We start from the raw sequence: 18,013 nt of genomic DNA, 5'->3' as shown, positions 1-18,013 counted from the left end.
CCGGCTGCTTGAACCAATGAAGCCCACCCTAGCCGCAGGGGATGCCCCCTTGGATGTCACTTTTCCTCAAGAAATGGGCAGTTTCCGCAAACTCCGGCCAGGCAGTCCCCTCCGCCGGTGGCCCTCAGGCCAGCCCGGTCCGGTCCAGTGCATCGAGGAGCCGCCGCACAGAGCCGCCCAGGTTCCATTCAGTGGCGAGGCGCTCCAGTTCGGTGCGGGGTTCTCCGGTGACGGGGTGCAGCTGGGCGCCGGCCTCCTCCAGGCTGGGCAGGTCGAGGTCGCGGACAAGGCGTACGACGGCGGGCGCGGCCGTGAGGTAGTCCGCGGCGGCCTCCAGCCTGGCCCGGACAGGTGACGAGAGTCCGCTGCGGGCATCTGCTGCTGCTTCCAGCAGGTTTTCGAGGGTTCCGTACTTCAAGAGCAAAGTGGACGCTGTCTTTTCACCTATTCCCGCCACACCGGGCAGCCCGTCCGAGGCGTCACCGCGGAGCGTGGCGTAATCGGCGTACTGCTGGGGCAACACGCGGTACTTTCCCACCACCACTTCCTCGGTCATCACCTCCAGGTTCCTCATGCCGCGGGCGGTGTAGATGACGCGTACCCGGCGCCCGTCATCGCACACCTGGAAAAGATCCCGGTCCCCTGTCACCACGTCCACAGGGATGCCGGCATGGCTGGCGTAGGTGCCCACAACGTCGTCGGCCTCGTGCTCCGCCGCACCGACGATGGCGATGCCGGCCAGCCCCAGGACCTTGCGGATCATGGGCAGTTGCGCCTCGAGTGCATCCGGCACAACCTCCACGTCAGGAGTGCCGGTGTTCGCCTCGGCCACCCGATGGGCCTTATAGGTGGGAAGAAGGTCCACCCGCCATTGCGGCCGCCAGTCGTCATCCCAGCAGGCAATCAGGTGCGTGGCCCCGTAGTCGGTGGTAAGCCGGGCGATCATGTCCAGGAGGCCCCGGACCGCGTTGACGGGTGTCCCGTCCGGGCGGCGGATCGAATCGGGCAGGCCGTAGAAGGCACGGAAGTAGAGCGAGGCGGTGTCCAGCAGCATCAGGCGGTCAGGCATACCTGATCCTGACACGGAAGAGGGCGTCCCGGGGCAGGACGGGGCGGCCGCCACGCCGCCGGTCCCCCTTGCGGGTGGGGGAACATCGGGCACAATGTGCTTTATGGGGCGTTGGAGCGAGGACAGGGTGGCCGGCGCCGCGCCCGATGCCGCCTCCCTGGCCGCCGCCCGCAAGCTCGCCCGCCCGGGGCCCTGGTCCGGCACCGGCAGCAATGACGTGCTGGTCTGGGGCAAATGCCAGGGCAGCGGAAAGACGCCCTACCAGGTGAGCGTTGACATCGCCGCCCCCGCTTACCGCTGTTCCTGCCCGAGCCGGAAGTTCCCCTGCAAGCACGCGCTTGCCCTCCTGCTGCTGTGGTCACGGGGAGAAGCGGCCGACGGCGGCATGGAAGCTGCCGGATACGCCCAGGAATGGGCGGCCCAGCGGGCGGACCGGGCAACAGAGCGTGGGCGGCGCGAGCCTGAGCAGCCGGCCGATCCGGCGGCGCAGGCCAAAAGGCTGGCCGACCGGCTGGCGCTGATGGACGCCGGCATCAGCGACTTCTCCCGGTGGCTGGCGGACCTGGTGCGGACCGGCATGGCGTCCGCCCGGACGCAGCCATATTCCTGGTGGGACGGGGCGGCTGCCCGCCTGGTGGACGCCCAACTCCCTGGACTGGCAGAACAAGTACGGGCCATGGGCTCGGACATCCACGCCCGCAGCGACTGGACCGATCACCTCCTCCACCGGGCTGGCCGCTGGTGGGCGCTCACCAAAGCCTGGTCCCTGCGGGAGCACCTGACCCCTGAGGAGCTGGCCGACCTCCGCGTCGCCGTTGGCTGGACGGTTCCTGCAGCGGAAGTCCGGGGAACAGAGGCGTTGCCGGGTCCATGGCTGGTGCTCGGCGCCCACCGCACCGACGACGGGCGGCTCCAGCAGCAGCGGACCTGGCTGCGCGGGCCGGACGGAACCGTGGTGCTCATCCTGGATTTCGCTGCCCGAAGCGAGTCCCTGGCTACGCCCCAACTCGCCGGGTCGGTGCTGGACGCCACAGTGGCCCGGTACCCTGGATCGGCACCTCAGCGGGCGATGTTTGCCGGCACAGTGGGCCCGCGTGGAACGGCTGAAACCCTGGGCCAGGGAAGCAGTATTGCCTCGGCACTCAGTGACGAGTCGGCCGCCGTCGCGCTGTCCCCGTGGCGGGAGCGGCACCCGGTGCTGCTCGCCGGGGTGCGCGTCTGCACCGGTGGCTCCGGGTGGCTTCAGGACGAAACCGGCGATGCCCTCCCCTTGGTCGATGCGCCCCTGGACGCCCTGCTCGCCCTCACCGGCGGCCATCCCGTCGACCTTTTCGGCGAGCTGGAGGAGGGCCGCGTGCGCCCGCTGTCCGTCGTCGTGAATGGTGCAGTGGTGACGCCATGACCTGGCCCGAGGAGCTTCGGGCCGCCGCCCTGGTGGGGACCGCCCGGCACCCGGCGCCTTCCCCGCCCGCCGAGCTGGGCGTCCGCCCGCCTGAAGGGCTGCCGGCCGAGGAATTACTCCTGGACCAGGCCGCGCTCGCCGACGCCGTCACCCGCGCCGCCCGGATTCCCCAGCGCCTGGATCCCACCACGCTGGCCGCGCCCGCGCCACCGGACGATTGCCCCCAAGCAACCGGCGAGGCCGTCCGGCTGCTGGACCTCCTGCTCACCCAGCCGCCGGTCGGCGCGGAGCTGCGGACCCAACTGGTGGCGGACTGGCTGCAGAGCGCCACCGCTTCAGGGTTGCGGGTTCCGCACCGGCTCCTCCTGCCACTCCTTACACTGGCGGATTCCAAACCGTCGGTGGCGGACCACCTGCACCCGGCCATCGGAGCGCGGGGCCGCTGGCTGCAACGCCTGCTCGCGGAAAACCCAGGGGGCAACGATCTACCGGGCGGACGCGTGCAAGCTCCGGCAGCGGATGACTGGACAGAACTGGCCGGCAGTGACGCCACCACGGAACTGGAACGGCTCCGGCGCACCGATCCGGCAGCAGCCCGCAGGCAGCTCGGCCAGCACTGGGAGGGCCTGGCCGCCCGGGAGCTTGCAGCCCACCTTGCTGCGTTTGCCGCAAACCTGGGTTCCGCAGACGAGGAGCTGCTGGAGCGTGCCCTGGGCAGCAAAGCCAAAAGCGTCCGGGACACTGCCGCCGGCCTGCTCGACCGGCTGCCGGACAGCGCCCGCGCTGCCCGGATGGCCGCCCGGCTCCGCCCTCTGCTCCGGCTTGGCGGCGTGCTGCGCAAAAACCTCGACGTCGGGCTCCCGCCGGAACCCGACGCGGCAGCGCTCCGGGATGGGATCCCCGCGGATCCCCGCAGCGGCGAACCCGACCGGCTGGCCCGGCTTGACGCCATCATCCGCGGCGCCCCGCTCGAGACCTGGACAGCTGTTGCCGGCCGCAGCCCGGCGTCCACCCTTGCCCTGCTCAAAGGCGAAAGCCGCGTGCTGGAGGCCATTGCGTCCACCGCTGCCCTCCGGGCCGACCTTGAGTGGGTACGGGCGCTGCTGGATGACCGCCTGGACCTGCGCCTGCTTGCTTGCCTGCCCCCGGCTGAACGCGAGGAAAGGCTGCTGCGGTATCTCCGAAGCGGCGCGGCGCAGCCCTTCGCGCTGGTTGAACCGCTCCGCAGCCTTCCCCGCCCGTGGCGACCGCCGCTGGCTGCGGCAGTGCTGGAGCAGGTCGCCGCCAAAAACGGCGGCCAGCTGGCGGTCATGCTGGCCGGCATCCTTCCCCCGGCGCTTCCGCCCGAAGCGGCCCGGCAATGCCGGCAGCTGCTGGAGCGCTCCGACGGCGACGCCGGCCGGCGCCGCGTGCTCCGCGACGCCGTGCAATACCAATCGTTCCGACAATCCCTGACGGAGGCCTTCCAATGACCGATGCCCAGCCCACCCAGGGTGTTCTGCGCGCCCACGCCGAAAACGCCTACGCCGGGGAGCTCACAGCCCTCGCCGCCGCGGACGACCGGCCCCGGCCGCCCAGCTGGCGGCTGTCCCCCTGGGCCGTCACCACCTACATCCTCGGCGGCACCCTGCCCAACGACGTCCGCATCACGCCCAAGTACCTGGGGTCGGAACGGCTCGTGGAAATCGCCGTGGCATCACTGGCCACGGACCGGGCGCTGCTGCTGCTCGGCGTACCCGGGACGGCCAAGACCTGGCTCGGCGAACACCTTGCGGCGGCCATCTCGGGAACCTCCACCCTGGTGGTGCAGGGCACCGCCGGCACTCCGGAAGAGGCACTGCGCTATGGCTGGAACTATGCCCGCTTGCTCGCCGACGGACCGTCCCGCGCCGCCCTCGTTCCCGGGCCGGTCATGCGGGCCATGGAGTCCGGGAGCCTGGTGCGGGTGGAGGAACTCACCAGGATCCCCTCCGATGTGCAGGACTCCCTCATCACGATCCTGAGCGAAAAGAGCCTGCCCATTCCGGAACTCAACGAAGAGGTCCAGGCACGCAAGGGGTTCAACATCATCGCCACGGCCAACAACCGGGACAAAGGCGTCAACGACCTCTCCTCAGCACTCCGCCGCCGGTTCAACACCGTGGTGCTCCCGCTCCCGGACAGCATGGAACAGGAGGTGGAGATCGTCACCACCCGCGTCCGCAGCCTTGGCGAGGCCCTTGAACTGCCGGCGGACCTGGCCGCACTCTCCGAGGTCCGCCGGGTGGTGACAGTAATGCGGGAGCTCCGGGCCGGCGTGACACAGGACCAGCGGACCACCATCAAATCGCCCTCCGCCACGCTGTCCACCGCGGAAGCCATCTCGGTGATGACCAACGGCCTCTCCCTGGCTGCCCACTTCGGGACGGAACCGTCCGCGCACAGGACGTGGCCGCCAGCCTGGTGGGGGCAGTGGTCAAGGATCCCGTGCAGGACCGGGTGATCTGGCAGGAATACCTGGAAACCGTGGTGCGGAACCGGCCGGAGTGGAAGGACCTTTACCGGGCCTGCCGGAACCTCGAATCGTCGAACTAGGCCGGGATTCCTTCAACCATGACAGAGGTCCACGTCCTCGGGATCCGGCACCACGGACCCGGCTCGGCGCACTCCGTGGCCGAGGCACTCGCCGCCCTCCGGCCCGATCTGGTGCTCGTTGAGGGGCCGCCGGAACTGGACCAGGTGATCCCCCTCCTCAACGACCCCGAGATGATCCCGCCGGTGGCCGGGCTGATCTATGTCCCCGACGAACCCCGGCTGGCCTCCTTCTACCCGATGGCCGCGTTCTCCCCGGAATGGGTGGCCATCCGCTGGGCACTGTCCACCGGCACCCCGGTGCGGGCCATCGACCTTCCCGCGGCGCACACTTTTGCGCTGCAACTGGCAGCTGAGCCTGCCGTACAGGTGCCAACCGTGCAGATGCCAGGCGGGGCGCTGCCAGAGGGGGAACTGCCAGGCTCGGCGCCGTCAGCGGAGGACGACGACGGCACCTCCGCCGCGCCGTCACGCCCCTACCGGCCGGACGCCATCGGTATCCTTGCGCGCGCCGCCGGGTACAGCGACGCCGAACGCTGGTGGGAGGACGCCATCGAGCACCGCCACAGCGACCCCGTTGAACGGTTCGCCGCACTCACCGACGCGATTGCCGAGATCCGCGCCGCCGATGACAGGCCCCCTCACCATCCGGATGTGGTGGAAAACAACCGGCGGGAGGCTTCGATGCGGCGGCTGCTGCGGGCCGCCCTCCGCGAGGGGCACGCACGGGTTGCCGTGGTGTGCGGTGCGTTCCATGCCCCTGCGCTGGTGCCAGCGGACTTCCCTCCTGCCGCGGCCGACAACAAGGTGCTGGCCGGCCTGCCCAAAACCAAGGTGGCCGTCACCTGGGTTCCTTGGACCTCCGGACGGCTCAGCCTGGCCAGCGGCTACGGTGCCGGCGTCACGGCGCCCGGCTGGTACCAGCATCTCTTTACCCACTGGATGGGCCAGGACCCCGGCACGCAGGTATCCACCACCTGGCTGGTCCGGGTAGCGCGCGCCCTGCGGCTAGAGAACCTGGACGCGTCAACGGCTTCCGTGGTGGAGGCCAGCCGAATGGCAAACGCGCTCGCCGCCGTCCGCGGCCGGCCCAGCCCGGGGCTGGCGGAACTTGATGATGCCGCGCAGGCGGTGCTGTGTGACGGGTCGGCGCTGCCGCTGGCCCTGGTGCACCGGGAACTGACCGTGGGGCTCGAGCTGGGAAGCGTCCCGGACTCAGCGCCCACCGTCCCCCTCGCCGCCGATCTTGCCGCCACCCAGCGCAGGCTGCGGTGGAAGCCAAGCGCCCTGGAGGAGGTCCTGACCCTCGACCTGCGCAAGCCCGCCCAGCTGGCCCGCTCGGTGCTGCTGCACCGGCTGGCACTGCTCGGAGTGGACTGGGGAATCCCCACGGAAACGGGCCGGACCCTGGGAACGTTCAAGGAGGCATGGACGCTGCAATGGAAGCCGGAACTGGCCATCGCCGTGGTGGAGGCCAGCCGGTACGGTACCACCGTTGCCGCGGCTGCCGCAGCCTGCGTCTCCGAAACCGCCCGGGAAGACGGCAGCCTGGCCAGCCTGGGTGAATTGCTCGAGTACTGCCTCCTCGCCGACCTGCCCGAGGGACTTGATGCGGTGGTGGCGGTCCTCGCCGAGCGGACCGCCCTGCAGCAGGACGTCGCCCCGCTGCTGCAAACCATCGCACCCCTGGCCCGCACCTGCCGGTACGGCAACGTCCGTGGAGTTGACGTCACCGGCGTGCGGAAGATCCTGGACACCACCGTAGTGCGGGCCTGCGTGGGCCTGCCCACGGCCTGCGCAGGCCTGGATGATGAAGCTGCCGCGCAGATGCGCCGCGCCGTTGACTCTGCCCAGCAGGGCCTGTCCCTGGTGCCGGACCTGCCCTTGGATGACTGGCACCGGGCGCTGGCTGCCGTCGCGGGCTCAGATGTGATCCATGGTTCGGTGGCGGGAAGGGCAACCCGGCTCCTGCTGGACGCAGGACTGGTGGAAACCGGTGAGGTTGCCGCCAGGCTCAGCCGCCGGCTGTCCATCGCCGCTCCAGCCAGGAAAGCCGCCGCCTGGCTGGACGGCCTGGTCTCCGGCGACGCGACGCTGCTGATTTACGACCCGCGCCTCCTGCAGCTCGTGGACGGCTGGGTGGCAGGCGTTGACGAGGACATCTTTGCCGATGTCCTGCCACTCCTGCGCAGGACATTTTCGGCGTTCAGCCAGCCGGAACGGCGGGAGATCGGCGAACAGGTCAGCAGGCTGGGCGGCACCGTCCACGCCGGAAGCGACGAAACACTGGACTTCGCCGCGGCCGGACCGGCGGTCCGGACGATGGCCCGGTATCTCGGTTGGGACGTGGTGGCGTGACAGAACCGGATAACGACAGCCGCAGCCGCCTGGGCCGGTGGCGGCTGGTGCTCGGCGGGCACGGGGCGGACGGGGTTACTGACGGCAACGGCAACAGGGTGGAACTTTCGGCCGCCGATGCTCGGCGGGACCAGGCCCTGGAGGACCTGTACGAGGACGAGCAGCGCCGCCGCGGCGGCCTCGGCGCGTCCAGCCCCCGGGTGTCCCGCTGGCTGGGCGACATCCGCAGGCACTTCCCGTCCAGTGTGGTGCAGGTGATGCAGGCGGACGCCATGGACCGGCTGGGCCTGAAGCAGCTGCTCCTGGAGCCGGAGATGCTGCGGACGGTACAGCCCGACGTCGGCCTTGTCAGTACGCTGATCGGCCTCGGCCGGGTGATCCCCGAGCACTCCCGCGAGACGGCCAGGGCTGTGGTGCGGCAGGTGACGGACGAGCTGGAGGAACGGCTGCGTGCCAGGACCATCCAGGCGGTCACCGGCGCGTTGAACCGGGCCGTCCGGACCAGGCGGCCCAGGCACCGGGACATCGACTGGAACAGGACCATCGCCGCGAACCTCAAGCACTACCAGCCCGGGTACCACACCGTTGTTCCCGAACGGCTGGTGGGCCACGCCCGGCGCAGCACCGAGATCCAGCGCGAAATCATCCTGTGCATCGACCAGTCCGGCTCCATGGCCGAATCCGTGGTGTACTCCAGTGTGTTCGGCGCGGTGCTCGGCTCCCTGCGGTCGGTCCGCACCCGGCTGGTGGTCTTCGACACCGAAGTGGTTGACCTGACGGACGAGCTGGAGGATCCGGTCGATGTGCTGTTCGGCGTGCAGCTGGGCGGCGGCACGGACATCAATCGTGCCCTCGCCTACTGCCAGGACCGGATCACCCAGCCCACCGAGACCATCCTGGTGCTCATCAGCGATCTCTACGAAGGCGGCATCGCCGAGGAGATGCTGCGGCGCGCCGCGAGCATCGTCGGATCCGGTGCCACCATGATCGCGCTGCTGGCCCTGAGCGACAGCGGCCACCCGTCGTTCGACTCCAGCCACGCCGCGGCCCTCGCCGGCATCGGCGTCCCCGCTTTCGCCTGCACCCCGGACCTGTTCCCGGACCTCATGGCGGCGGCCATTGAGCGGCGGGATGTGGGCGAATGGGCCGCATCGCACGACATTCCCGCCACGCACGAGCCTTAACGCCTGAACTGCCGGGTGGGGAACATCGGCCGTGGCGGGGGCCCTCTGGCATAGCGGGCTGAACGGGGCGAGAATGGCCTCGTGATCCCCGCTCTCCGCAGGGCGGGCAGCGAACCCATGAACGCCGCCGCCCGAAGGATCCAGCGCATCTACCTGACGTTGACGCTGGGCAATACCCTTGCGGCCTCCTTTATCTGGGGCGTGAACACACTGTTCCTGCTGGACGCCGGACTCAGCAACTTCGAAGCCTTCGCCGCGAACGCGTTCTTCACCGTGGGCATGGTGATTTTCGAAATTCCTACCGGGGTGGTCGCCGATGGCTGGGGCCGCCGGGTGTCGTTCCTGCTGGGAACCGTGACCCTCGCCGGCTCCACCTTCCTCTATTACCTCCTGTGGCAGTTCTCCGCCCCGTTCCCGTTATGGGCCGTGGTGTCGGTCCTGCTCGGCCTGGGCTTCACCTTCTTCTCCGGAGCCGTTGAGGCCTGGCTTGTTGATGCACTCCGCTACTCCGGCTATGAAGGCGGGCTGGAGGCAGTATTCGGCCGCGGACAGATGGTGGCGGGGGCGGCGATGCTGGCCGGCTCTGCATCCGGCGGGGCGATCGCCCAGGCCACGAATCTGGGCGTGCCGTTCCTGGTGCGGGCAGGGGTGTTGCTGGCAATGTTCGCCGTAGCCATGTGGCTCATGCACGACGTCGGTTTCACCCCCGCGCGCTCCACCCACCCGCTCGGGGCGACCCGCGCCGTCCTGTCCGCTTCGATTGATAACGGACTGAAAATCCGGCCCGTCCGCTACGTGATGCTGGCCGCGCCCTTCAGCGCCGGCGTCGGCATTTATGTCTTCTACGCCCTGCAGCCGTACCTGCTGGAGCTCTTCGGCGACCCCCAATGCCTACTCGGTGGCCGGGCTCGCTGCGGCAATTGTGGCGGGCGCGCAGGTCATTGGCGGTTGGCTTGCGCCCTACGCCCGAAGCCTGTTCCGCAAACGGACGTCGGTACTGATCGTCAGCGGCTGTATCAGTACGTTGATTTTTCTGGTGCTGGGGTTTACCCGGGTGTTCTGGGTGGCCCTGGTCCTGCTGGCGGTCTGGGCCATCGTCGACTCCTCGGCAAGGCCGGTGCGGCCGGCGTACATCAACGACATGATTCCTTCGAAGGAGCGGGCCACGGTCCTCAGCTTCGACTCGCTGATGGGATCGAGCGGGGGCGCGGTGGTTCAGCCGCTGCTCGGCCGGAGCGCCGACTTGTACGGCTATGCCGCATCCTTGGCTATTGCGGGGGTTATCCAGCTTCTGGCGGTGCCGTTCCTGCTGGCCAGCCGGCGGCAGGGCTCCCCGGCCGATGAGGCCAATGCGTCCACTAAGGCCCAGGACAAGGGACCCGCCGAAGATTCCCGCGCCTGACACGGTGGGTATAGTTGTTGGTCTCCCCGAGGAAGGCGCCGCATGATCGAGATCCTGAGCCCCACCGAAATCTCCCGGGCAAGGGAAACCGGAGCCTTGGTCGCTGATATCCTGCAGGACCTGAAGCGCCGGGCGGCAGTGGGTACCAACCTCCTGGACATCAACCGCTGGGCCGGGGAGATGATCCTCGGCGCCGGAGCGTCGTCCTGCTACATCGACTACGAGCCGTCCTTCGGACGCGGGCCGTTCGGCCACTACATCTGCACGGCCGTCAACGACGCCGTGCTGCACGGGATGCCCTACGACTACGCCCTGGCCGACGGCGACCTGCTGACACTCGACCTCGCCGTCTCCAAAGGCGGAGTGGCTGCGGACTCCGCCATCAGCTTTATCGTGGGCGACGCCAAGCCCCTGGAGAGCATCACCATGATCGACGCGACCGAACGAGCCCTGTATGCCGGGATCGCAGCCGCCGGACCCGGAGCCCGCATCGGCGACATCTCCCATGCCATCGGTTCCGTCCTCAGCGAAGCCGGCTACCCGGTCAACACCCAGTTCGGCGGCCACGGCATCGGATCAAGCATGCACCAGGACCCGCACGTTCCCAACACCGGACGGCCCGGCCGCGGGTACACCCTGCGTCCCGGGCTCCTGCTGGCGCTGGAACCATGGGTGATGGCGGACACCGCGGAACTCGTCACCGATGCCGACGGGTGGACGCTCCGCAGCGCCACCGGCTGCCTGACAGCCCACAGCGAGCACACGATCGCCATCACCGATGACGGTGCGGAAATCATGACCCTGCCAACTCAGAAGTAACACCCCGCCAGACAGTCAGCGGTCCCAGGTGGCCCAGTCGGCGTCGTCGAATGCCCGGCCGCGGAAATGTGCGCGCAGGTACTCCCCCACCACCGCAGCGCCCAGGCCTCCGACGTCGGGCGCCACAACCCTGGCTCCCACCCGCCGGGCCATCCGCTGCACGAACCGTTCCAGGCTGGGGTCGTTTCCGAGCCGGAAGAACGTGGCCTGCGTGCCGGCACGCCCCAGCCGGTCGAGCTCGGCCACCGTGACCCGGATGGTTTCGGGGTCGGAGGGCCAGCAGAACCAGGCCTCGCCGTCCGGAAGCAGATGGACCGTGGGTTCGCCGTCGGTCACCAGCAGGAGGACAGGCTGCATCGACGGATGGCGGCGGAAGAAGCGGCCGGCCAGCAGCAGGCCGTGATGGAGGTTGGTTCCCTGTTCCCGCCGGGACGGCAGGGCCGTCAGCTCGCCGATGTCCATGGACCGCGCATAACGCCCGAACGTGACCAGCTCCAGCCGGTCTCCGCGGAAGCGCGTGGAGATGAGATGGTGCAAGGCCAGCGCGGTGCGCTTCATCGGCACCCAGCGACCCTCGGCAGCCATGGAGAAGGACACGTCAACGAGCAGGACGACGGCGGCCTGGGTCCGGGCCTCAGTTTCGCTGACTTCGATGTCGGCTGCGGTGAGGTGGAGCCCCAGGGCCGGGTTCCCGCCGCCGGCCACAGTGCGGCTGATCGCGTTGGTCAAGGTGCGCGTGACATCCCAGGGCTCGGCGTCCCCGAACTCCCACTGCCGGCTGGAACCGGTCTGCTCGCCGGCCGCGCCGGCCACGCGAGTGTCCCGCCGCCCCTGCCGGCCGGACAGCTGCTTTGCCGTATCCCGCAACAGGGACCTGCCCAGTTGCCGCATGGCCTGCGGGGACAGCCGCAGATCCCCGTCGCTTCCCCGCCGCAGGTAGCCGCCGTCCTGCATGGCCCGTTCAATTTCGGCCAGGGTGCGGGCAGTGACGGCGGCGTTCTGCCCGAGCTGGCGGGCGAGGGCATCGAGGTCCAGGTCATCCAGGTTCGAACCGTTGTAGGACTGGGACAGCTGGTCTGCCAGTCCGTCCAGTTCAGCGATGTCCTGGAGCACGCCGGTCCCGTCGCCCAACCCCAGGCCTTCCTGGCCCTCGAATCGCTCCGAACCGGTCCAGTCCTCGCCCGGCCGGAGGGCCCGCAGGCTTGAGTCGAGCTGGTCAAGCTGCGCCATCAGTTCCGGCGAGCCGAAAGCCTGGGCGGAAAGCCGCATCAGCTCATCACGCTGCTCGGGAGACATCGATTGCAGGAGCCGTTGGGCAGCGGCCGCACGCTTGGCGAGGGCGTCAATCAGCTCCTCGACGGACTCGGGGTTCTCCGGAAAGAAGCCCCCGTGCTGGGCCATGAACTCCTGGAAATCCGCCTCCGTGTCCTCGCCGCGCCGGTGTTTGTCCAACAGTTCATTGAGGTCCCGCAGCATCCCGGCCACGGCTGCCTTGTCCTCGTCCGTGGCGTTTTCGAGTGTCTGCTTCATGCCGGCGAACCTCTGGTCCAGGACCTCCCGGCCCAGCAGGTCCTTGATCCGCTCGTAGGCCTCCCGGGCGGTGCCCGACTGCCAGTCATAGGAAGCCAGTTCGTTGACCGCAGCCGCTGTGGACTGCGGCAGGTTCTGCAGCTGCATCTCCCGGAAGGCGCGATCGTTGTTGTCCATCATGGCGTCGCGGGCCAGCTGCTTGCGCTCCTCCAGCACCGCCGTCTCCAAGAGCTTCTGCACCTCGTCGAGGGTGCCGTCCAGCCGGTGCCGGCCCAGCAGTTCGCTGCGGCGCTGCTGGACCCGCCGCGCAAGATCATCCAGGCCCTCCCGGTCCCGGCCGCCGCGGCGCAGGAACTCCTGCAGCGCATGCCGCGGCGAGTAGCCGGCCATCACGTCCTCGGCGACGGCGTCCAGCGCCTCGGCGAGGTCAACCGGCGGCGCGAGCGGGTCCGGACCGCCCGTGTACCGGCCGTACCTGGCGGAGTGGTTGTGGCTGGCCATGACGCCTCCTGTTCCGGCCGCCTGTTCCTGGCTGTACTGCTTTCAGCCCTGCGGCTAGCCGTAGATGGTTTCCTCGTCGTCGGACTCCTTGGAGATCCGGCGGGCGAGGTACAAGCCTTCCAGGGCAAGTTCGATGGCGGCGGCACGCTGCCCCTGGTTCGTGGCGCCCAGGCGACCACTGATCTCGTCGTAAAGTCCTGACCCGTTGAGGGAGGGCAGGTTCTCGAGGAATTCCTGCGCGGTGACGTGCTCCCCGGTGGTGACTGTCCGGTGGCCGTCCAGCGCGGCGACCAGCGGGCCCAGGTCGATGCCGTGATAGTGGGCGCGGACCGCTTCTGCGGTGGCCGTCCGCAGGAGGTGGTCGAGGACCGCCTGTTCGCGGCCTTCCTCGCCGGACTCGAATTCGATCTTTCCCGAGAGGACGTCCACTGCGGTGCCCAGGTCCACGATCCGCGCCACTGCCTCGCCTTCCCCGCGGACGCTGGCGCGGCGCAGTGCAGCTGCCGCAACTGTTTCGGCTCCGGCGATGGCGAAGCGGGCCGAGACGCCGGAGGTCTGGTTGATCGCCGGGGACTGCCGGAGTGCGCGGGTGTAGCGGGCCAGGATTTCGAGGAGGACCGGCGGAACGTCGGCCACCAGCTGTCCCTCCTGCCGGACGACGGCCACTTCGTCCTCGAGTTCGATGGGGTAGTGCGTGCGGATCTCAGCGCCGAAGCGGTCCTTCAAGGGTGTGATGATCCGGCCGCGGTTGGTGTAGTCCTCCGGGTTGGCGGATGCGACCACGAGCACGTCCAGCGGCAGCCGGAGCACGTAGCCGCGGATCTGGATATCGCGCTCCTCCATCACGTTGAGCATCGACACCTGGATCCGTTCGGCCAGGTCCGGCAGTTCATTGATGGCGATGATTCCGCGGTTGGAACGCGGGACCAGGCCGTAGTGGATGGTCTCCGGATCGCCCAGGCGGCGGCCCTCGGCCACGCGCATCGGGTCAACGTCGCCGATCAAGTCCGCGACTGAGGTATCCGGCGTCGCAAGCTTCTCGACGTACCGTTCGGAGCGGTGCCGCCACGCCACCCGCAGCCTGTCCCCTTCGGTGAGCGCACGGGCCCGCGACTGCTCGGTAATGGGCTCGTACGGGTGCTCGTTCAGTTCCGAGTCCTCGATCACGGGCGACCACTCGTCCAGCAGCCCGGCCAGCGTGCGCAGGAGCCGCGTCTTGCCCTGCCCCCGCTCACCCAGCAGCACCACGTCATGGCCCGCGATCAGGGCGCGCTCAAGCTGGGGAAGGACGGTGCGGCTGAAGCCGAACAGTCCGGGCCACGGATCACGGCCTTCGGCGAGCGCGGCGAGCAGGTTGTCCCGGATTTCGTGACGCAGGTCTTTCTGGACATGGCCGGCTGCACGCAATTCACCAACAGTGAAGATTTCGGGTCGATCAGTCACCACTCCACGGTAGCCCTACCCCTGCCGGGAATCGAGGAAATTCCAAGAATCGTCCCACCCGGACCCGCCGGTCCACTTACTCTTGGTGTTGATGACTGCTCAGAGCACACTCCTTCTGCTGGTCCGCCATGGGGAGACGCCCACCACCGGGAAGGTGCTGCCTGGCCGCGCGCCGGGACTGCACCTGTCCGAGCGGGGCCGGGCCCAGGCTGACCGGGTCGCCGAACGCCTCACGGGTTTACCCGTCCACGCCATCTACTCGTCGCCGCTGGAGCGCACCAGCGAGACTGCCGCCCCCTCCGCATCCCGCACCGGCCTGCCGCTGCATCACGACGACGGGCTGATCGAATGCGACGTCGGCGACTGGACGGGCGCGGCGCTCGCCGAACTGGCGGCACTGCCGCAATGGCAGGGCGTGCAGCACAGCCCCTCAACGTTCCGCTTTCCCAATGGGGAGAGCTTCACGCAGATGCAGGCGCGGATGGTTGGCGCACTCGAGGTGCTGCGCGCCGCACACCCGGCCGCCGTCGTCGTCTGTTTCTCCCATGCCGACCCCATCAAGGCCGCCGTGGCGCACGCCATGGGAACGCATCTGGACCTGTTCCAGCGGATCATGATCAGCCCTGGTTCAGTGTCGGCCGTCGAGTATGTGGAGGGCCGTCCGCCGGCGGTGCTGATGGTGAATTCGACGGCGGAACCTTTGAGCGGGCTGAGGGTGCCGTGATAACCGTGGGTGCCAAACCAAGGGACTGCCGGTGTCCGGGCGGGAGCTGACACTGCTGGGCGAAGGTCGTGTGGACCTGGTGGCCCGCATTCCCCGCAGCAGCAACGCCACCTTCCTGGTCCGCGTCTCCGATGGTGACGACTCGGCCCAGGCCGTGTACAAACCGGAGTCCGGGGAACGGCCGTTGTCCGACTTTGAACCCGGGCTGTACCGGCGCGAACGCGCGGCCTACCTGCTCAGCGAATACCTGCAATGGGGCCTCGTGCCGCCCACGGTGATCCGCGATGACTCTCCCCTGGGTGTCGGCTCGCTGCAATGGTTTGTAGCCTGTGATTACCGGGAGCACTATTTCGTCCTGTACGAGGACGCGCCGGAAACGCACAGCGCCCTGTCCCGGATTGCCCTGTTCGACTTCGTTACCAACAACACCGACCGCAAGAGCGGGCACGTGCTGCGGGGCCATGACGGACGCGTGTGGGGCATCGACCACGGGCTGTGCTTTTCGGCAGACTTCAAACTGCGCACGGTCATCTGGGACTTCGCCGGCGAACCGGTCCCGGACGCCCTGCTGGAAGATATTGCCCCGCTTGGAGAAGAGGTTCCTGCCCAAGTGGCGGAGCTGCTGGATGCGGCGGAAGTCCGGGCGCTGCGGCGCCGGGTGCAGCGCGTACTGACCAGCGGCGTGCTGCCGGTTGATCCCACGGGCATGCGTTACCCCTGGCCGCTGGTGTAGGTCACCTCAATGCAATCCGAAGCCGCCCACTGGCAACCCGCATCCCATGTTTCCGAACCGGCACCAGGCGTCTTTCACGTCCAGGGCCCGGCCTCGAACTGGATCGTGGTCCGCGACCTGACGGGCTTCATGCTCATCGACTCCGGCTACCCGTCCGACCGCCCCCTGGTCCTGGCGTCTATCCGCCACGTGGGGCTGGAGCCCGCTGACGCCCGGGCTGTGCTCATCACGCACGGCCATGTTGACCACACCGGGTCCGCGGCCTACTTCGCCAACACGTTCGGCACCGCCATCCTGTGCGCGCCCGAAGAGCTGGCCCACGCCCAGGGCAGGGAAAAGCACCAGGTCACCTTCGGCCAGGTCATCGTGCGCGCCTGGCAGCCCCGCGTCTTCCGCTGGTTGCTCCACGTCATCAAAGCCGGCGCACTGACGGCACAGCCCGCAACCCAGGCCCGGTCGTGGGATGCGGAGACGCTCCGCAGCCTGCCGGGCCGTCCCGAAGCCATCCCGGCACCGGGACACACGCCGGGGAATGCCGTGATCCTGCTCCCGGAAGCCGGCGCCATCGCCGTCGGGGATTCCTTTGTCACCGGCCATCCGCTCAGCCGGAAGAGCGGACCCCAGATGCTGCACCCCATGTTCCATTCGGATCCGGCCGCGGCCCTGGAGGCAACGCGCCGGTTCGACGCCGTCTCCGCGTCCGTGATCCTTCCCGGCCACGGCCCGGCACTGCAGATGACCCTGGCAGACGCCTTGGCGGCCCTGCGCAACCAGGACTGATAGAACGGGCCGGAGTGGCCTACTGTCCGGGAGGCATCACCGGCGGGACGAAGTTAAACGTCATCCCCAGGAGCCAGACCAGCAGCAGCACCACCGGCAGGTGGAACACAAACTGCAGGAACGTGAAGCCCACCAGGTCGCGGGCCCGCAGCCGAAGCACCGCCAGCAGCGGCAGCATAAAGAACGGGTTGACCAGGTTCGGCAGCGCCTCAGCGATGTTGTAGATCTGCACGGTCCAGCCGAGGTTCATCTGCACATCGGTGGCGGACTGCATCACGTAGGGCGCCTCCACAAGCCATTTTCCGCCGCCGGACGGTACCAGCAGTCCCAGCACGGCGGTGTAGAGCGCAATGACGACGGCGAATGCGCCATTGCCGCCGATGTCGGAGAAGAACTGGGCCAGGTGGGAGGAGATGGTCATGCCGCCATTGCCGGTGGCCTTGGTCAGGATCGCGGCCATGGCCGCGTACAAGGGGAACTGGACCAGGATCCCGGCGGTTGCCGGAACGGCCTTGGTGACGGCCTGCAGGAAGTTCCGGGGTGTCCCGTGCAGCACCAGGCCCAGGATCAGGAACACGAGCAGGTAACCGTTCAGGCTGCTGACCACGGTCAGGAACGGCTTGGTCAGGTACTGGGAGACCAGCCAGCCGAGGGTCAGGATGCCGGCAAGGATGGGCAGGATCCGGCTGTATTCGAGCCACTCGCCCGGGCGGGAACGGGGCGCCGGTTCGCTGGGTTCGTCGTCGAGGTCGACGCCGAGATCCTCGGCCGTGCGGATGGCGCCGCCGCGGGGCGCCGAGAAATGTGCGATCACGGTGGTGAGGGCCATCAGGATGACGAGGGTGAGCAGGGACTGCCAGGTGAAGATCGTTGTCCCGAAGTCGAGGATTCCGGTGATCTTCAGCAGGGCCGGAGGCAGCGAGGCAGCCGTGGCCTGCAACTGCGCCGCCGAGGAGGACAGTCCCAGGGCCCAGACGGCGCCGAGGCCCATAAAGGCGGCCGCGCCAAGGGCCCGGTAGTCCACGGTGAGGTCTTTGCGCCGGGCGATCGCCCTGGCCAGCAGCCCGCCAAAGATGAGGCTGAGCCCCCAGTTCAGGAAGGACACGGACATGGACATCAGTGCCACGAAGCTCACCGCCGTGCGGGCAGTGGACGGGATGAGGGCCAGCCGCTTGATGAGCCTGGCCACCGGCGGGGAGGTTGCCACCACGTAACCGGTGAGAACCACCATGGCCATCTGCAGCGTGAAAGCGGTCAGGTCCCAGAAGCCGTTGCCGAAGGAATCGGCGATGGACTGTGGTGAAGCGCCGATGGCCAGGGCCGCGACAGCGATGATCACCACGCCGGCCAGGGCGAAGATGTATGCATCCGGGAACCATTTTTCGGTCCAGGCCGCCATTTTCTGGGCGACCCGGGCCAGCCCGCGTTCTTCGGTTGCGCTCTGCGTCAGGACTGTGTTTCCCACCGGTATTACCTCTCCATCGAGTGCCTCGTCGT

Annotated in this window: 13 protein-coding genes and 1 pseudogene; 10 read left to right on the top strand and 4 right to left on the bottom strand. The window is 68.8% G+C overall.

Features of this window, described 5'->3' with window-relative positions; genetic code table 11:
• Positions 1-124: 124 nt before the first annotated feature.
• Positions 125-1,069, bottom strand: coding sequence for a 5'-3' exonuclease (locus QFZ36_RS01155; RefSeq protein ID WP_306633231.1), 945 nt, complete (start codon positions 1,067-1,069; stop codon positions 125-127).
• A gap of 103 nt (positions 1,070-1,172) precedes the next feature.
• On the opposite strand from QFZ36_RS01155, the gene QFZ36_RS01150 reads away from it, so the two are divergent.
• The 7 genes and pseudogenes from QFZ36_RS01150 (at position 1,173) to map (ending at position 10,805) form a co-directional block, all read left to right on the top strand.
• Complete coding sequence (locus tag QFZ36_RS01150) at positions 1,173-2,471, top strand: SWIM zinc finger family protein (RefSeq protein WP_306633230.1); 1,299 nt, start codon at positions 1,173-1,175, stop codon at positions 2,469-2,471.
• Entirely contained in the window at positions 2,468-3,943 is a 1,476-nt protein-coding gene (locus tag QFZ36_RS01145) for a DUF5691 domain-containing protein (protein ID WP_306633228.1), read from the top strand. Before QFZ36_RS01150 ends, QFZ36_RS01145 begins: the two co-directional genes overlap by 4 nt.
• Positions 3,940-4,953: an ATP-binding protein gene (locus QFZ36_RS01140; RefSeq protein WP_306633226.1), complete on the top strand. Its 1,014-nt coding sequence runs from the start codon at positions 3,940-3,942 to the stop codon at positions 4,951-4,953. The genes QFZ36_RS01145 and QFZ36_RS01140 overlap by 4 nt, the downstream gene beginning before the upstream one ends.
• Before the next feature lie 110 nt (positions 4,954-5,063).
• On the top strand, positions 5,064-7,400 hold the full coding sequence (locus QFZ36_RS01135; RefSeq protein ID WP_306633224.1) for a DUF5682 family protein: 2,337 nt from the start codon (positions 5,064-5,066) through the stop codon (positions 7,398-7,400).
• Positions 7,397-8,584 carry a VWA domain-containing protein gene (locus QFZ36_RS01130; protein ID WP_306633222.1) on the top strand — a complete coding sequence of 396 codons (1,188 nt, stop codon included), beginning with the start codon at positions 7,397-7,399 and terminating at the stop codon, positions 8,582-8,584. The genes QFZ36_RS01135 and QFZ36_RS01130 overlap by 4 nt, the downstream gene beginning before the upstream one ends.
• Before the next feature lie 117 nt (positions 8,585-8,701).
• Positions 8,702-9,986: pseudogene (locus QFZ36_RS01125) on the top strand (MFS transporter).
• 42 nt (positions 9,987-10,028) lie between these two features.
• Entirely contained in the window at positions 10,029-10,805 is a 777-nt protein-coding gene (gene map / locus QFZ36_RS01120; RefSeq protein WP_306633220.1) for a type I methionyl aminopeptidase, read from the top strand.
• A gap of 15 nt (positions 10,806-10,820) precedes the next feature.
• On the opposite strand, the gene QFZ36_RS01115 is transcribed toward map, so the two are convergent.
• Positions 10,821-12,836 (bottom strand): vWA domain-containing protein, encoded by a 2,016-nt coding sequence (locus QFZ36_RS01115; protein ID WP_306633218.1) that lies wholly within the window; start codon positions 12,834-12,836, stop codon positions 10,821-10,823.
• A 54-nt stretch (positions 12,837-12,890) separates the two neighbouring features.
• On the bottom strand, positions 12,891-14,279 hold the full coding sequence (locus QFZ36_RS01110; RefSeq protein WP_306633216.1) for a sigma 54-interacting transcriptional regulator: 1,389 nt from the start codon (positions 14,277-14,279) through the stop codon (positions 12,891-12,893).
• A 91-nt stretch (positions 14,280-14,370) separates the two neighbouring features.
• Here QFZ36_RS01110 and QFZ36_RS01105 point away from each other — a divergent pair, with 91 nt between their 5' ends.
• The 3 genes from QFZ36_RS01105 to QFZ36_RS01095 are packed head-to-tail and all read left to right on the top strand — an operon-like array spanning position 14,371 to position 16,516.
• Positions 14,371-15,003, top strand: a complete 633-nt coding sequence (locus QFZ36_RS01105) for an MSMEG_4193 family putative phosphomutase (protein ID WP_306633214.1) — start codon at positions 14,371-14,373, stop codon at positions 15,001-15,003.
• 31 nt (positions 15,004-15,034) lie between these two features.
• The gene (locus tag QFZ36_RS01100) at positions 15,035-15,736 is read left to right on the top strand and encodes an SCO1664 family protein (RefSeq protein ID WP_306633212.1); all 702 of its coding nucleotides are present in this window, start codon (positions 15,035-15,037) and stop codon (positions 15,734-15,736) included.
• Positions 15,737-15,745: 9 nt separating this feature from the next.
• A complete protein-coding gene (locus tag QFZ36_RS01095) occupies positions 15,746-16,516 on the top strand; it encodes an MBL fold metallo-hydrolase (RefSeq protein ID WP_306633210.1) in 771 nt (256 codons plus the stop codon).
• 19 nt (positions 16,517-16,535) lie between these two features.
• Here QFZ36_RS01095 and QFZ36_RS01090 read toward each other — a convergent pair whose 3' ends face one another.
• Complete coding sequence (locus QFZ36_RS01090) at positions 16,536-17,981, bottom strand: short-chain fatty acid transporter (protein WP_306633208.1); 1,446 nt, start codon at positions 17,979-17,981, stop codon at positions 16,536-16,538.
• Between the last annotated feature and the right edge of the window lie 32 nt (positions 17,982-18,013).

It is taken from the genome of Pseudarthrobacter siccitolerans (genome assembly GCF_030823375.1).
In the GTDB taxonomy this organism is placed as follows: domain Bacteria; phylum Actinomycetota; class Actinomycetes; order Actinomycetales; family Micrococcaceae; genus Arthrobacter; species Arthrobacter siccitolerans_A.
The sequence above is the reverse complement of the archived record's forward strand: the minus strand, read 5'-3'. Positions and strand labels throughout refer to the sequence as shown.

Bases quoted from the DNA above. Each gene is read 5' to 3' on its own strand.
- QFZ36_RS01095 (WP_306633210.1), top strand. From the start codon at position 15,746: ATGCAATCCGAAGCCGCCCACTGGCAACCCGCATCCCATGTTTCCGAA.
- QFZ36_RS01105 (WP_306633214.1), top strand. From the start codon at position 14,371: ATGACTGCTCAGAGCACACTCCTTCTGCTGGTCCGCCATGGGGAGACG.
- QFZ36_RS01155 (WP_306633231.1), bottom strand. From the start codon at position 1,069: ATGCCTGACCGCCTGATGCTGCTGGACACCGCCTCGCTCTACTTCCGT.
- QFZ36_RS01150 (WP_306633230.1), top strand. From the start codon at position 1,173: ATGGGGCGTTGGAGCGAGGACAGGGTGGCCGGCGCCGCGCCCGATGCC.
- map (WP_306633220.1), top strand. From the start codon at position 10,029: ATGATCGAGATCCTGAGCCCCACCGAAATCTCCCGGGCAAGGGAAACC.
- QFZ36_RS01115 (WP_306633218.1), bottom strand. From the start codon at position 12,836: ATGGCCAGCCACAACCACTCCGCCAGGTACGGCCGGTACACGGGCGGT.
- QFZ36_RS01135 (WP_306633224.1), top strand. From the start codon at position 5,064: ATGACAGAGGTCCACGTCCTCGGGATCCGGCACCACGGACCCGGCTCG.
- QFZ36_RS01145 (WP_306633228.1), top strand. From the start codon at position 2,468: ATGACCTGGCCCGAGGAGCTTCGGGCCGCCGCCCTGGTGGGGACCGCC.
- QFZ36_RS01140 (WP_306633226.1), top strand. From the start codon at position 3,940: ATGACCGATGCCCAGCCCACCCAGGGTGTTCTGCGCGCCCACGCCGAA.